The sequence below is a fragment of the Dictyoglomus sp. LHC4 genome (assembly GCF_055181355.1).
In genome coordinates, this window is record NZ_CM143707.1 from 1,332,730 (window position 1) to 1,346,835 (window position 14,106).

Consider the following 14,106-nt stretch of genomic DNA (forward strand, 5'->3'; position numbering starts at 1 on the left):
ATACCTATACAAGATAAGCACAAAATAACACTATTTCTATAGATTTCATAAAATTCTCCCATATAAATACCAATAGTCAAAAAAAAGAATATAAGAAAGAATATAAAAAATCTTATAATTACTTTTTTAACCATTTTTCTAATTCCTTTTTAATATCCTTTTCTGAAAGAATTCCTAAATAAATTTTTCTTATAATAAAATTTTTATCAATTAAAAAAGATGTCGGTATAGCTACAATTTGATAGGTATACCCTACTTTCCCTTCTCTGTCAGAAAGAATAGTAAAACTAACTGGATTATTCTTTAAGTAATCATTAACATTTTTAGGATTGGAGTCTAGACTAACAGCCACTATTTCAAATCCTTTATTTTTATGTTCCTTGTATAGCTTATCTAATAACGGCATTTCATATCTACATGGAGGGCACCATGTAGCCCAAAAATTTAATAAAATAACCTTCCCTTTAAAATCAGAAAGCTTATAATTTTTTCCCTTTAGATCTTTAAGTGAAAAATCTATAGCTTTTTCATTTTCTCCTATATTAGCTATTGAGTAAGATGTATGGATTAACAGGACAAGTAATGTAATTATTAAAAAAATTTTTAAAAATCTATTATTCTTCATAATTTTTTCCATTTTAAACTCCTCCCTTTTTGCACATATTAATTAAAAGAACTTTCCAGGCGAGGTAGGGGGTGATGGGTGAGGGGGGAAGGGGACCCTCACCTGGAAAGGTTCTTAACAAATTCTTTTTGAAATAATCTTAACATTTTAAAAATTTTTTGTCAAGATTCCTAATTTTAAAATTGATAAAAAATAATATCAGAAATAATTTACACTGATCAAAAAAAAGAGGAGGCTCTCTGGCGATGACCTACTCTCCCACCCCGTTGCCAGGGCAGTACCATCGGCGCTAGAGGGCTTAGCTTCCGTGTTCGGAATGGGAACGGGCGTTTCCCCTCCGCTCTAATCACCAGTAGCCTCCTCTTCCTTCATAACTCCATCATAAATCCTCTTTGAGAGAGATCACACCGTAACCAGCCAGGCGTCAAAGCCTCGGCATATTAGTACCGGTCGGCTTCACGCATTGCTGCGCTTCCACCTCCGGCCTATCTACCTCCTCTTCTCGGAGGTGCCTTACCAGGTTTTCCCTGTGGGAAACCTTATCTTGGGGTGGGCTTCGCGCTTAGATGCTTTCAGCGCTTATCCCGTACGGACTTGGCTACCCAGCTCCTGCACCTGACGGCACAACTGGTACACCAGAGGTCCGCCTGCTCCGGTCCTCTCGTACTAGGAGCAGTTCCCCTCAAGTTTCCTACGCCCGTGGCGGATAGGGACCGAACTGTCTCACGACGTTCTGAACCCAGCTCACGTACCGCTTTAATGGGCGAACAGCCCAACCCTTGGGACCTTCTCCAGCCCCAGGATGCGGTGAGCCGACATCGAGGTGCCAAACCTCGCCGTCGATGTGGACTCTCGGGCGAGATCAGCCTGTTATCCCCGGAGTAACTTTTATCCGTTGAGCGATGGCCCTTCCACTCGGGACCACCGGATCACTAGGCCCGACTTTCGTCTCTGCTCGGCCCGTCGGCCTCACAGTCAGGCAGGCTTAACGCCCTTACACTTTAGGCACGATTTCTAACCGTGCCAAGCCTACCTTTGGGCGCCTCCGTTACCTTTTAGGAGGCGACCGCCCCAGTCAAACTGCCCACCAAGCACTGTCCCCCAAAAGGCTCTTCTTTTGGGGTTAGAACCCCAACACCACAAGGGTGGTATTCCACCGACGGCTCCACAGAGGCTGGCGCCCCTGCTTCTCAGCCTCCCACCTATCCTCTACATGTGGTGCCAAAGTTCAATGCCAGGCTGCAGTAAAGCTTCACGGGGTCTTTCCGTCCTGCCACGGGTAGTCCGTATCTTCACGGACACTCTAATTTCACCGGGCCCCTCGTTGAGACAGCGCTCCAGTGGTTATGCCTTTCATGCGGGTCGGAACTTACCCGACAAGGAATTTCGCTACCTTAGGACCGTTATAGTTACGGCCGCCGTTCACTGGGGCTTCGGTTCAGGGCTTCGGGTATCCCCCTAACCCTTCCCCTTAACCTTCCAGCACCGGGCAGGCCTCAGCCCCTATACATCGGCTTCTACGCCTTAGCAGAGACCTGTGTTTTTGGTAAACAGTCCCCAGAGCCACTTCACTGCGGCCCTTTCAGGCTATTCACCTTACTCGGGCACCCCTTCTTGCGAACGTACGGGGCCATTTTGCCGAGTTCCTTAACGAGGGTTATCCCGCGCACCTTTGGATCTTCACCTCGCCCACCTGTGTCGGTTTGCGGTACGGGCACCCGCTAACCTCCCTAGAAGCTTTTCTCGGCAGTGTGGGCTCAATGCCTTCGCCCTCTCTCGAGGACTCCCCATCACTCCTCGGTTCATCGGGAGTGCGGATTTGCCTACACTCCCTCCCTTAGAGCTTGGACCTGGTATGTCACCACCAGGCGCACCTACCCTCCTGCGTCCCTCCTTCGGTATTAACGGTTAGCAGGTGGGGCCGGAATATTAACCGGCTGTGCATCACCTACGCCTTTCGGCCTCGGCTTAGCTCCCGCCTAACCCTGGGAAGACGAGCTTTACCCAGGAAACCTCGGGCTTTCGGTGGGAGGGATTCTCACCCTCCTTTTCGCTACTCATGCCGGCATTCTCACTTCCGCCTCGTCCAGCGGTCCTTCCGGTCCGCCTTCTCCCTACAGCGGAACGCTCCCCTACCGCTCTACCTACCCGAAGATAGGTAGAACCCAAAGCTTCGGTGCCGGGCTTTAGCCCCGTGTATTTTCGGCGCAGCTTGGCTCGATCAGTGAGCTATTACGCACTCTTTGAATGATGGCTGCTTCTAAGCCAACATCCTGACTGTCTTCGCCAAGCTACCTCCTTTACCACTTAGCCCGGACTTTGGGACCTTAGCTGTTGATCTGGGCTGTTCCCCTCTCGACTATGGAGCTTATCCCCCACAGTCCGACTCCCAGCTATCCACCTAAGGCATTCGGAGTTTGACTGGACTTGGCAGCGGATCCCCGCCCCTCGCCCAACCAGTGCTCTACCTCCTTAGGTTTCATCGGCTGAGGCTAGCCCTAAAGCTATTTCGGGGAGAACCAGCTATCTCCAGGCTCGATTAGCTTTTCACTCCTACCCACAGCTCATCCCATAGCTTTTCACTGCTAACGGGTTCGGACCTCCACGGGGGGTTAACCCCGCTTCATCCTGGCCATGGGTAGCTCGCCTGGTTTCGGGTCTAATGCGTGTGACTAGTCGCCCTCTTCAGGCTCGCTTTCACTTCGGCTCCGGGACTCCTCTCCCTTAACCTTGCCACACGCATTAACTCGCCGGCTCATTCTTCAACAGGCACGCAGTCGAGCCAGCTCAAAAGAGTTACCCCTTTTGAGCATCGCTCTCCTACTCCTTGTGGACGTACGGTTTCAGGTTCTATTTCACTCCCCTCTCTGGGGTTCTTTTCACCTTTCCCTCACGGTACTATGCGCTATCGGTCACCAAGGGTATTTAGCCTTAGGCGGTGGTCCGCCCTGATTCGCGCAGGATTCCACGTGCCCCACGCTACTCGGGACTAAGGCCCATAAGAGATACATACTTTTCGCCTACGGGGCTCTCACCCTCTTTGGCCAGCCTTCCCAGACTGTTCGGCTAAGTATGTATTCCCTTACGAGAGAGTCGCGGCTCCCTCCGGCCTTATCCCTCTACCCCTGAGTGGCAACACCCGCGAGCTTCTCCACCACTCAGGTTTAGGCTCCTCCCCTTTCGCTCACCACTACTCAGGGAATCGATTATCTCTTTCTTCTCCTCGGGGTACTAAGATGTTTCAGTTCCCCCGGTTCCCCTCCCTAAGAGTTTCCCCTTAGGGATACTCTGGCATTACCCAGAGTGGGTTTCCCCATTCGGAAATCCCCGGATCATAGCTTGCTCGCAGCTCCCCGGGGCGTTTCGCCGCCTGCCGCGTCCTTCTTCGGCCCTTGGTGCCTAGGCATCCACCGTACGCCCTTTCTACTTTGACGCCCGGCTGATTACTGCATCATCCCTCTCTATCTTCTCTTGTCTAAGGTACAAATTTGGTGGAGCTGACCGGACTTGAACCGGTGACCCCCTGCGTGCAAAGCAGGTGCTCTCCCAGCTGAGCTACAGCCCCACCCCTCAAATAAAATGGTGGGCCCTCCTGGACTCGAACCAGGGACCTCACCCTTATCAGGGGTGCGCTCTAACCACCTGAGCTAAGAGCCCACTTTAAAAATCATAATTAGTCGGGAGAAAAGAGGGAGAAGAGATAAAGGAAAAAGAGAGCACTTTTCTTTCTCCATAAGAAAGGAGGTGATCCAGCCGCACCTTCCGGTACGGCTACCTTGTTACGACTTCACCCCAATCATCCGCCCCACCTTCGGCAGGCTCTTCGCCTGACTTCGGGTGTTGCGGACTCTCGTGGTGTGACGGGCGGTGTGTACAAGGCCCGAGAACGTATTCACCGCAGCGTGGCTGATCTGCGGTTACTAGCGATTCCGCCTTCACGCAGGCGAGTTGCAGCCTGCGATCTGAACTGGGGGTGGCTTTAGGGATTCGCTCCACCTCGCGGCTTCGCTCCCCTCTGTACCACCCATTGTAGCGCGTGTGTAGCCCAGGGCATAAGGGGCATACTGACTTGACGTCATCCCCACCTTCCTCCGGCTCATCGCCGGCAGTCCCCTTAGAGTGCCCGGCTTTACCCGCTGGCAACTAAGGGCAGGGGTTGCGCTCGTTGCGGGACTTAACCCAACATCTCACGACACGAGCTGACGACAGCCATGCACCACCTGTGCAGGCTCCAAATAAGGGAAAACCCCCTCATTCGGCACTTACCCTTTCGGGTAAGCTTTCAGCCTGCATGTCAAGCCCTGGTAAGGTTCTTCGCTTAGCATCGAATTAAACCACGCGCTCCACCGCTTGTGCGGGCCCCCGTCAATTCCTTTGAGTTTTAGCCTTGCGGCCGTACTCCCCAGGCGGGGCACTTATCGCGTTTGCTGCAGCACGGAGAGTCTGACTCCCCACACCTAGTGCCCATCGTTTACGGCTAGGACTACCGGGGTATCTAATCCCGTTCGCTCCCCTAGCTTTCGCGCCTCAGCGTCAGGGCCAGTCCAGAGAGCCGCCTTCGCCACCGGCGTTCCTTCCGATATCTACGCATTTCACCGCTACACCGGAAGTTCCGCTCTCCTCTCCTGCCCTCTAGCTTAGCAGTATCAGATGGCCTCCCCAAGTTGAGCTTGGGGCTTCCACATCTGACTTGCTAAGCCGCCTACACGCCCTTTACGCCCAGTAAATCCGGACAACGCTCGCCCCCTACGTCTTACCGCGGCTGCTGGCACGTAGTTAGCCGGGGCTTTTTCCTCGGGTACCGTCAGTTCTCTTCCCCGAGAAAAGAGGTTTACACCCCGAAGGGCTTCCTCCCTCACGCGGCGTCGCTCCGTCAGGGTTTCCCCCATTGCGGAAGATTCCCGGCTGCTGCCTCCCGTAGGAGTCTGGGCCGTGTCTCAGTCCCAGTGTGGCCGACCACCCTCTCAGGCCGGCTACCCGTCTTCGCCTTGGTGGGCCATTACCCCACCAACTAGCTGATAGGCCGCAGGCCCATCCCAGAGCAGTATACAGAGTTGCCTCTGTATACTCTTTCCTTACCTTAGCTCTCCGCTCGGTAAGTATATGGGGGTTTAGCACCCCTTTCGAGGTGTTATCCCCCTCTCTGGGGTAGGTTACCTACGTGTTACTCACCCGTGCGCCGCTCTCACTCCTATCGGTTATCCCAATAGGAGCTACCGCTCGACTTGCATGCCTTAGGCACGCCGCCAGCGTTCGTCCTGAGCCAGGATCAAACCCTCCATCCAATATATATCATACCTTCTCTTTCGGGTCTGTATCCTCGCTCCCTATATGCCTTCCTCTCTTCTTCCTTCTCTCTTCTCTCTCCCTTTTCTCCCTTTGTCTAATGTGCATCCGCCCTTTACCATCGGGCGGATTAAATTCTATCATATATATTTCCCTTTTGCAAGAGGGGGATTTAAATTTTTTAAAAGAAATTAGCTTATATATATATTCTTGTAAACCCCATATTTTTAGCTAAATTTATTGCTTCCTTATATTCATTTAGTAATATTGTTCTGTTTATTAATGGATATTCATAGGCTTTATAAAGCGGTCTGTATTGAGGCATTATGTTTATAAAAACATCTGTAGAGATTTCCCTTTTTAAAAATTCAAGCCATTCCTTTACAGATGAAACCTCATTGGGAAGAAGGAGATGTCTTACAATTAGGCCTCTTATAGCTACACCATTCTCGTCCGTTATAAGATTTCCTACTTGTCTATACATTTCTTTTACTGCTTCTTTTGCTACCTCAGGATAATCAAATGCATTAGCAAGTTTTAAAGATATATCATAGGACCAAAATTTTATGTCTGGCATATATATATCTATTATACCATCTAACTCTCTAAGGGTTTCTAAAGACTCATATCCACTACTGTTATAAACTAAAGGTATATTTAAACCCTTAGGAATAGCATAATAAAGAGCTTCTAGTATTTGAGGTACATAATGAGTAGGTGTAACAAGATTAATATTGTGACAACCCATATTCTGTAGTTTAATCATTATATTTGCTAAAGTTTCTGTATCAATAATTTCTCCAATTCCTAAATGACTAATAGTATAATTTTGACAAAAAATACAACCCAGGTTGCAATAAGTAAAGAATATAGTACCAGATCCCCCTTTACCAACTAAAACCTTTTCTTCTCCAAAATGAGGGAAATAACTTGATATAGTTATTTCTGATGAAGCCTTACAATACCCTTTTTCTCCTTTTTTTCTATTTGCTTTACAATTTCTTGGACACAGGTTGCATGATTCCAGTTTTTTACTTAAGATATCGATTTTTCTTTCCAACTCACCTTTCTTATAACTCTCAATGTAAATAGGCCTCATAAAGACCTTGTAAATTCCCTTACCTTAAATTTTACATTTAAATTATGGGCTACTTCTTCACATTTTTTTATATCTATAGAAGGTATATTAACAACACTTACCCATACATTTTTAATATAAATAGTAGAGATTTTGATAAATTCAATTAAATGTTTATATGCATCTTTAAATACTGGTCTTGATATTAAGCTATATTTATATTCATTTTCTGCATTTAGACTAATAGAAATACTATCTATAAAAGATGCAATTTCTGGCAAAATGTTTTTTCCATGAAAGACATTAGCATGTCCATTAGTATCTATTCTTATGTTTTTGTTGGGACAGTATTCTTTAACATATCTTGAAACTTTCTTTACTATTTCTACTCTTAATAAGGGTTCTCCATATCCACAAAATACTATTTCTTTATAGTCATTCAAATTTAATTCTTTTAATTCAGTAATAATATCTTTAAAGGTAGGTTCTTTTTCTAACCATAAAATTTTATCACCGATTCTATCTGAATAATTGCGTATACAAAATATACATCTATTAGTACATTTATTGGTTATATTAAGATACAAATTTTCACCTAATACATATGCTACGTTCATATAGTTATATTTTTGAATATTCTTTTTAAATTTTTCTTCATAATATCAGAGAGAGTGTTTAGATCTATTCCTTTTATTTCAGATATTTTTTGGGCTATCTCAGGTAAATAGGCAGGTTCATTAATTTTTCCTCTTATAGATTGAGGAGGAAGATAAGGTGCATCAGTCTCAATAGTTATTAAATCTAATGGTAATTTTTTTAAAACTTCTCTTAAATTATTTGCATTTGGATAAGTTATAGGTCCAGAAAAACTGAACAAAAAATTCCAATCTGCTATAATTTTTGCTATTTCATAACTTCCACCAAAACTATGCATTATACCTCCTACTTCCCATACTCTTTCGGCTTTCATAATACTTATAAGATCTTTCCAGGCCTCTCTACTATGAATGACAATAGGAAGTTTATTTTCTTTGGCATATTGAATAAATTGTATAAATACTAGCTTCTGAGAATCTTTTGAAGAGTATAGTTTATAATAATCAAGCCCTATCTCTCCAATAGCTATTACCTTTAAAGTAAGAAGTTTATCCCACTCTTTTTTATTAAATTCAAATTTGTCGGATTCATGAGGATGTAAGCCTATGATTGCATAAATATCATCATCTTCACTTAGTTCCACTGCAATTCGGCTTGACTCTATGTCATATCCTACTACAAAAAATTTACTAACCTCTTTTTCTTTAGCTCTATTTAAGATCTCTTTCCAAGAAGCATAAAGTCTCTTATCATTTAGATGAACATGTGTATCAATCCACATACTTTAAAATAATAGCCCAGGGCTATGCATCCACCATCGATTTGATCCTCCGGGAGAAGAGAGATAGGAAAGCTCCAATTAGGGTCACTGCGGCACCTAAGAAGTACCTCTTACCGTTGCTTCCTTTCGGACCTGGCGGGGTTTGAGGACCTCTTAGTGCACAGCTCCTAATCTTCATCGCTTCCATCTCTCCCTTCTTACCCACAAGATCAAACCTCAGGTGGCCTTTCGGCCCTGCTATAGCGGATTGCAGGTTCAGGGCACCGCTAGCTCCCCGCCTAAGCATAGCCCTGGGCATTTTTATTCTTGAATTCTTAATAATATGAATAAAGTACTAAAAATGACCCAAACAAATGAAAGTATTAATAAGAAAACTAATATTTTACCTATCCATGCCCCTATGCTTTTTTCATTTTTAAAAAACAAAGAAAAATTTAACTCTTTTACAACTGCAAAAGCAGCTAATATACCCACAAAAAAACTAATTATAATACTCGTTAGACTCATTAATTCTCTTATATTTTTCATACTCTTTAATATTAATTAATTATTATATTAATGTATATAATTATTTATACTAAATGGCGGAGAGGGTGGGATTCGAACCCACGAGGCCACCCTCGTGGCCTACTCGCTCTCCAGGCGAGCGCCTTCGTCCACTCAGCCACCTCTCCGCTTTATTTATATTTTATCATAAAACTATGTTAAGGTGAACTCCTTAAATTAGTAAAAAACTTTTTTAGCATTTCCTCGCTTTCTTCTTTCATTATTCCAGTTATAATTTCCAATTTCTGCCACTTTTTATAATTTTCAATATTGCATATAAACCTTGAAAATCCTTCTTCATGATTACTCGCCCCATATATTAATTTATCAAATCTTGCTTGTAGTATAGCTCCGAAACACATTATACAAGGTTCAAGTGTTACATATATAGTACAGCCATAAAATCTCCAATCACCAAGCTTTTTATATGCTTTTCTTATAGCTATAATCTCTGCATGGCAAAGAATATCTTTTTTTGATTCACGAAGATTGTATCCCCGAGAAATTATTTCTCCATTTTTTACAATAACAGCACCTACAGGTACTTCATTCTTTTCTAAAGCCTTTTTTGCTTCTCTTAATGCTTCTGACATAAAAAAGTTCATATCTTTACCGAGTCCATTACCCATTTTATATAATCGGGAAGTCCATAATTTATTGGGATACCTATAATTTCAGGAAGTTCATATGGGTGTAACTCTTTCACTTTTTTTACTAAATCTGGAAATTTACTTTTATCTGTTTTTAATAAAACTATCACTTCATCTGTAATTTGTTTTTCATTATTCCAATAAAAGTAAGACTTAACATTAGGAATAATGTTACCACAAGCAATTAGATGATCATCTAAAAGAGCGTTGACTATTTTTTCTGCTGTTTCTTCCTTATCCACCGTCAAAATACATAATATCATTTTTTTCTTCACCTCACTTTAAATTAATAATCTTCTCCGCAATTCTATATAAAGAATCATTTGGATTACAATCTAATATAAAATTAACAACTTTATTAAGTTTCTCTGACGAGTTTACCAATGTAAAACTTAATCCAACTAATTTTAACATATCTTCATCATTATCAAAATCCCCAATAGCAATAACTTCTTTAGGAGATATATTTAACGTATTTATAAGGATTTTGAGGGCATTACCCTTTGATATACCATATGGTAATATTTCTAAATAATAAGGAGCAGAGAATACAGCATTAATTTTATTATTATAATTTTCATCTATATGAGATTTAATAATTTTCAAATCTTCTTCTTTTCCTTCCAAGAATATTTTATTTATTTTTTCGTTTTCTCTTTCAAGTAACAATAAAGCCTTTTCATCTTCAACAAGCATATCTTCATAATATACCCTTACTTTTATTTTTTCATAATATATCTTTATAAATTGAAGCGAATCTTTAACTTCTCTATTGGATAAATATCTGATAAATAAAAATCTATTCTCCACAGGATAATATATTCCAGCCCCATTGTACAATATTACTGGTATATTAATATTTAATATTCTTATCTTTGATTCTATAGATGACCATCTTCTACCCGTTGCTATGGTAAAATCTATTCCTTTTTTCTCTGAGTTTTCTTATAGCAATAATGTTTTGAGACGATAAGGTTTCTGTATAATCAACTATACTTCCATCAAAATCAGCTACAAGTAGCTTATACATTTAAAATTACTTCTCTTACTTGATTTATTAGCAAAGGTTTATAGGAAAAAATTTCTAAGAATTCTTCCCCTCTAATAATTGAATCCTCTATCTTTTTGGTCTTCAACTCTATATTATGCCTATTGTTCCTTTTTTCTATTTTCATATCGTAAATATACCTTTTCAAATCTATTTCCTTTATCTTTTCTCCTCTTCTTACTAATATATAGACCTTATCATTATTCTTAAATCTTTCAATATCTTCTAAAAAAGAAATTTCATTAACCACAAAAACTTCTAACTCATAATTTATGCCGTAAGTATCATTGATAAGAGATGATTTAGGTGATTCTAACACCTCAAAAAATTGAAGATCTTCAGGTAATTCTTTGTTCCATTTATTAAGAACTTCTTCTTTTTCAATATAATACTTTAACGTAATATCTAACCACTCTTTTTTGCTCTCAATTCCAACTGGACAAGGTAATCCCAAGGATATTAGAGGCCTTGGACTATATCCCTGAGAATAAGCTACAGGTAAGCCAGACCTCCTTACAGCTCTATTCATAAAATTTAACATATCTATTGAACTTATATATTTAAGCAACCTTTTTTTGTAAAATGCAAGTCTATAGACTATTTTATCCATAATGAGATACTCCACAAAAATCACAAAATAATCCCCATTCACAAGGAGGTGTCTCTTCACATTTATAAGCTTTTTCTCTTTCTTTTATAAGATAATTTTTACTAACCCCGCAAAATATATGATCCCAGGGTAAAGGATCATATATATTTTTCTTTTCTGTATACCATTTAGGATTTATATTTAGATTATTAAAGATCTTTTCCCAAATATCTATTCTTAAAAACTCTGTCCAACTCTCAAATCTGCTTCCCATTTGCCAAGCTAAATTAAGAATGTCCGAAAGTCTTCTGTCACCTCTTGAAAAAATTGCTTCCAAATAACTCATATTATAGTCATGGAAATCTATAGAAATATTTTTTCTTTTAAGAGCTTTTCTTAAAATATTTTTTCTTCTCTCAATTATTTCTCTATCCTCAAATTTTTCCCATTGAAATGAGGTATGAGGTTTTGGAACAAATATGGAGAAGCTCAAATGTATTTTAGATCTTCTATTTAACCTTATTATTTTTTCAACTAAATTGACAGTTTCATAAATGTCCTCGTCTGTTTCTGTAGGTAGTCCTATCATAAAGTATAGCTTAATATTATTCCAACCTTTACTAAAAGCTACATCGAGAGTCTTAAAAAACTCTTCTTCTTTAAGGTTTTTATTTATCACTTTTCTCAACCTTTCAGTTCCTGCTTCTATCGCGAAAGTAAGACTTGATTTTTTATTTTTTTCTACTTTCTCTGCAAGCTCTAAGGAGAATTTATCAGCCCTTAGAGATGGTAAAGTAAAGTCTACATGTTTTCCTTCAAAATCCTCGTTCAATAAATCTAATAGTTTTTCTATACTAGGATAGTCGTTAGTACTTAAAGATAATAAACTAATTTCTTCATAACCTGTGCTCTCAAATATTTCCTTAGCATATTTTCTTATAGTATCTATACTTCTGTATCTTTTAGGTCTATATATATAACCCGCAAAACAAAATCTGCAACCTCTTTGACATCCTCGCATTATTTCTATTGATCCACGATCATGGGCGACCTGCTGGATGGGCACAATAGGACGAGTTGGAAATGGAGCGTTTTCTAAATCATAGACAATTCTCCTTGATATTTTGGGAGGAACCCAAGGATATAGAGGAATTATTTCTTTAAATTTATCCTTTTCATAAATTGGCTTATATAATGAAGGGATATATATTCCTTCTATTTTTACAAGTTCTTTAAACAATTGAGTTTTATTTTCTTTTGACTCTTTCCACTCCAAATATACATCAATAATTTCGTTAATAGCTTCTTCTGCTTCACCAATAAAAATTACATCAATAAAATCAGCAATAGGTTCTGAATTTAATACTGTAGGACCACCTGCAATTATTAAAGGATAAGATTCATCTCTATCCCTTGAGAATATAGGAATATGTGATAAATTTAATATGGTAAGAATTCCAGAGTAGGTAAGCTCATAGGATAAACTAAAAGCCAACCAGTCAAAATTCTTAATAGGCTTTTTCGTTTCTAATGAAAAAAGAGGGATTTTTCTATCCCTTAGCAAATTCTCTAAATCTATATAAGGAGCAAAAACTCTTTCACATAGTGCATCCTCTCTATTATTTAGTAAAAAGTAAATTATCTGAAAACCTAAATGAGACATTCCGATTTCATATAAATCTGGAAATGCTAATGCAACTTTCAATTTAACTTTATTCCAGTCCTTAATAATAATATTGTGCTCATTGCCTATATATCTTGAGGGTTTTTCTACTTTATCCAGGATTAGTTCTAAATCTCTCATAAAATATTTATTTCACTCCTCAATGTAATATTAAACATTAATCCCAACATAGCATAACTTACGATTAATGAGGTTCTTGCAAAACTTACAAAGGGCAGAGGAATACCAACAACTGGTGCCATTCCCATAACCATACTTAGGTTTATAAAGGTCTGGAATAAAAGGGTAAAAAGTATTCCTCCAATCACTAACTTACCAAAATTATCTTTTAGCCTTTTCCAAATTTCCCATATATTTCTAAATAATAAATAATAGAGGAAAACTAGCAAAACACTACCTATAAACCCAAATTCTTCAGCAAGAGATGAAAATATAAAATCAGTATGTTGTTCTGGAATAAGACTTAAATGGGTCTGGGGACCTTGTAACCATCCTTTTCCCAAAATTCTTCCAGAACCTATAGCTATCATAGATTGAATTACTTGATATCCACTACCAAGAGGATCTCTCATAGGATCAAAGAATGTCAATATTCTCTGTTGTTGGTAAGGCTTAAGAAAAAGCCAAAGAAAAGGAAGAATAGTAAGTATTAGAAAGAAGGTTCTTATAATATATTTTTTGGGAATACCATAAAGATATAAAACAAAAATTCCAGAAGCAAAAATAACTATTGCTGTTCCAAGATCCGGTTGTATAACCACTAACATGGTAGGAACTAAGATGAGTGATAAAATTAAAGAATAGTCTTTAAAAGAAAAACTTTTTTTATGTTTTGATAATTCAACAAGAAAGCCCGATATTGATATTATTATAAAGAGTTTTGATAATTCAGAGGGCTGAAAAGAAAAACCAAAAATAGAAAACCATCTTTGAGCCCCTAAACTTCTTCTTCCAAAGAAAAGAACAAATATCAGCAAAATTATATTTAATAGATATATTAATCTCCAAGCCCTTTCCCAAACTCTAAAGGGAACGGACATAAATAGAAAGAAAAATGTAATCCCTATTAAAAAAGCTACTAATTGTCTATTTACAAAAAAAAAGGGTGAAAGTTCCTGATAAGTTAGTCTACTTACAGTAGTATCATAAATAAGAAAAAGTCCTACAAACGTAAGTAATATAGATAATATAAAAATACGTACTAAATATTTTCGTACCATGT

At 39.7% G+C, this 14,106-nt stretch carries 13 protein-coding genes, 3 tRNA genes, 3 rRNA genes and 1 other RNA gene; all 20 read right to left on the bottom strand.

Going from position 1 to position 14,106, the window contains the following annotated elements; all coding sequences use genetic code 11:
* Window positions 1–118: 118 nt before the first annotated feature.
* Window positions 119–637, bottom strand: coding sequence for a TlpA disulfide reductase family protein (locus ACY3JO_RS06670; RefSeq protein WP_463084246.1), 519 nt, complete (start codon window positions 635–637; stop codon window positions 119–121).
* 225 nt (window positions 638–862) lie between these two features.
* Window positions 863–979 (bottom strand): 5S ribosomal RNA (rrf, locus tag ACY3JO_RS06675).
* A gap of 66 nt (window positions 980–1,045) precedes the next feature.
* Window positions 1,046–4,059 (bottom strand): 23S ribosomal RNA (locus ACY3JO_RS06680).
* 55 nt (window positions 4,060–4,114) lie between these two features.
* Window positions 4,115–4,190 (bottom strand) — tRNA-Ala (locus ACY3JO_RS06685).
* Between the two features lie 15 nt (window positions 4,191–4,205).
* Window positions 4,206–4,282, bottom strand: a tRNA-Ile gene (locus tag ACY3JO_RS06690).
* Window positions 4,283–4,362: 80 nt separating this feature from the next.
* Window positions 4,363–5,910 (bottom strand): 16S ribosomal RNA (locus tag ACY3JO_RS06695).
* Together the 16S, 23S and 5S rRNA genes with 2 tRNA genes alongside form the textbook arrangement of a ribosomal RNA operon.
* A gap of 7 nt (window positions 5,911–5,917) precedes the next feature.
* Window positions 5,918–6,055, bottom strand: coding sequence for a hypothetical protein (locus tag ACY3JO_RS06700; RefSeq protein ID WP_463084247.1), 138 nt, complete (start codon window positions 6,053–6,055; stop codon window positions 5,918–5,920).
* Between the two features lie 52 nt (window positions 6,056–6,107).
* Complete coding sequence (locus ACY3JO_RS06705) at window positions 6,108–7,010, bottom strand: radical SAM protein (protein WP_463084248.1); 903 nt, start codon at window positions 7,008–7,010, stop codon at window positions 6,108–6,110.
* Window positions 7,007–7,606 carry a TatD family nuclease-associated radical SAM protein gene (locus tag ACY3JO_RS06710; RefSeq protein WP_463084249.1) on the bottom strand — a complete coding sequence of 200 codons (600 nt, stop codon included), beginning with the start codon at window positions 7,604–7,606 and terminating at the stop codon, window positions 7,007–7,009. The genes ACY3JO_RS06705 and ACY3JO_RS06710 overlap by 4 nt, the downstream gene beginning before the upstream one ends.
* The gene (locus ACY3JO_RS06715) at window positions 7,603–8,367 is read right to left on the bottom strand and encodes a TatD family hydrolase (RefSeq protein ID WP_463084250.1); all 765 of its coding nucleotides are present in this window, start codon (window positions 8,365–8,367) and stop codon (window positions 7,603–7,605) included. The genes ACY3JO_RS06710 and ACY3JO_RS06715 overlap by 4 nt, the downstream gene beginning before the upstream one ends.
* Window positions 8,368–8,389: 22 nt before the next feature.
* An RNA gene (gene ffs, locus ACY3JO_RS06720) (signal recognition particle sRNA large type) lies at window positions 8,390–8,655 on the bottom strand.
* Between the two features lie 12 nt (window positions 8,656–8,667).
* Window positions 8,668–8,895 (bottom strand): ABC transporter permease, encoded by a 228-nt coding sequence (locus ACY3JO_RS06725; protein ID WP_463084251.1) that lies wholly within the window; start codon window positions 8,893–8,895, stop codon window positions 8,668–8,670.
* 54 nt (window positions 8,896–8,949) lie between these two features.
* Window positions 8,950–9,041, bottom strand: a tRNA-Ser gene (locus tag ACY3JO_RS06730).
* Window positions 9,042–9,071: 30 nt separating this feature from the next.
* Window positions 9,072–9,506, bottom strand: coding sequence for a nucleoside deaminase (locus ACY3JO_RS06735; protein ID WP_463084252.1), 435 nt, complete (start codon window positions 9,504–9,506; stop codon window positions 9,072–9,074).
* A gap of 8 nt (window positions 9,507–9,514) precedes the next feature.
* Window positions 9,515–9,826, bottom strand: a complete 312-nt coding sequence (gene cutA / locus ACY3JO_RS06740) for a divalent-cation tolerance protein CutA (RefSeq protein ID WP_463084253.1) — start codon at window positions 9,824–9,826, stop codon at window positions 9,515–9,517.
* A gap of 13 nt (window positions 9,827–9,839) precedes the next feature.
* A complete protein-coding gene (locus ACY3JO_RS06745; protein WP_463085660.1) occupies window positions 9,840–10,487 on the bottom strand; it encodes an HAD-IIB family hydrolase in 648 nt (215 codons plus the stop codon).
* Complete coding sequence (locus ACY3JO_RS06750; RefSeq protein WP_463084254.1) at window positions 10,462–10,593, bottom strand: hypothetical protein; 132 nt, start codon at window positions 10,591–10,593, stop codon at window positions 10,462–10,464. Before ACY3JO_RS06750 ends, ACY3JO_RS06745 begins: the two co-directional genes overlap by 26 nt.
* Window positions 10,586–11,221: a TIGR03936 family radical SAM-associated protein gene (locus ACY3JO_RS06755; RefSeq protein WP_463084255.1), complete on the bottom strand. Its 636-nt coding sequence runs from the start codon at window positions 11,219–11,221 to the stop codon at window positions 10,586–10,588. The genes ACY3JO_RS06750 and ACY3JO_RS06755 overlap by 8 nt, the downstream gene beginning before the upstream one ends.
* Entirely contained in the window at window positions 11,214–13,004 is a 1,791-nt protein-coding gene (locus tag ACY3JO_RS06760; RefSeq protein WP_463084256.1) for a TIGR03960 family B12-binding radical SAM protein, read from the bottom strand. Before ACY3JO_RS06760 ends, ACY3JO_RS06755 begins: the two co-directional genes overlap by 8 nt.
* Entirely contained in the window at window positions 13,001–14,104 is a 1,104-nt protein-coding gene (gene rodA, locus ACY3JO_RS06765; RefSeq protein ID WP_463084257.1) for a rod shape-determining protein RodA, read from the bottom strand. Before rodA ends, ACY3JO_RS06760 begins: the two co-directional genes overlap by 4 nt.
* Window positions 14,105–14,106: the final 2 nt, after the last annotated feature.

What these genes read in the sequence shown, in the direction of transcription:
- ACY3JO_RS06670 (WP_463084246.1), bottom strand. Translation starts at nt 637, where the DNA reads ATGGAAAAAATTATGAAGAATAATAGATTTTTAAAAATTTTTTTAATA.
- ACY3JO_RS06700 (WP_463084247.1), bottom strand. Translation starts at nt 6,055, where the DNA reads ATGATAGAATTTAATCCGCCCGATGGTAAAGGGCGGATGCACATTAGA.
- ACY3JO_RS06705 (WP_463084248.1), bottom strand. Translation starts at nt 7,010, where the DNA reads ATGAGGCCTATTTACATTGAGAGTTATAAGAAAGGTGAGTTGGAAAGA.
- ACY3JO_RS06710 (WP_463084249.1), bottom strand. Translation starts at nt 7,606, where the DNA reads ATGAACGTAGCATATGTATTAGGTGAAAATTTGTATCTTAATATAACC.
- ACY3JO_RS06715 (WP_463084250.1), bottom strand. Translation starts at nt 8,367, where the DNA reads ATGTGGATTGATACACATGTTCATCTAAATGATAAGAGACTTTATGCT.
- ACY3JO_RS06725 (WP_463084251.1), bottom strand. Translation starts at nt 8,895, where the DNA reads ATGAAAAATATAAGAGAATTAATGAGTCTAACGAGTATTATAATTAGT.
- ACY3JO_RS06735 (WP_463084252.1), bottom strand. Translation starts at nt 9,506, where the DNA reads ATGTCAGAAGCATTAAGAGAAGCAAAAAAGGCTTTAGAAAAGAATGAA.
- cutA (WP_463084253.1), bottom strand. Translation starts at nt 9,826, where the DNA reads ATGATATTATGTATTTTGACGGTGGATAAGGAAGAAACAGCAGAAAAA.
- ACY3JO_RS06750 (WP_463084254.1), bottom strand. Translation starts at nt 10,593, where the DNA reads ATGTATAAGCTACTTGTAGCTGATTTTGATGGAAGTATAGTTGATTAT.
- ACY3JO_RS06755 (WP_463084255.1), bottom strand. Translation starts at nt 11,221, where the DNA reads ATGGATAAAATAGTCTATAGACTTGCATTTTACAAAAAAAGGTTGCTT.
- ACY3JO_RS06760 (WP_463084256.1), bottom strand. Translation starts at nt 13,004, where the DNA reads ATGAGAGATTTAGAACTAATCCTGGATAAAGTAGAAAAACCCTCAAGA.
- rodA (WP_463084257.1), bottom strand. Translation starts at nt 14,104, where the DNA reads ATGGTACGAAAATATTTAGTACGTATTTTTATATTATCTATATTACTT.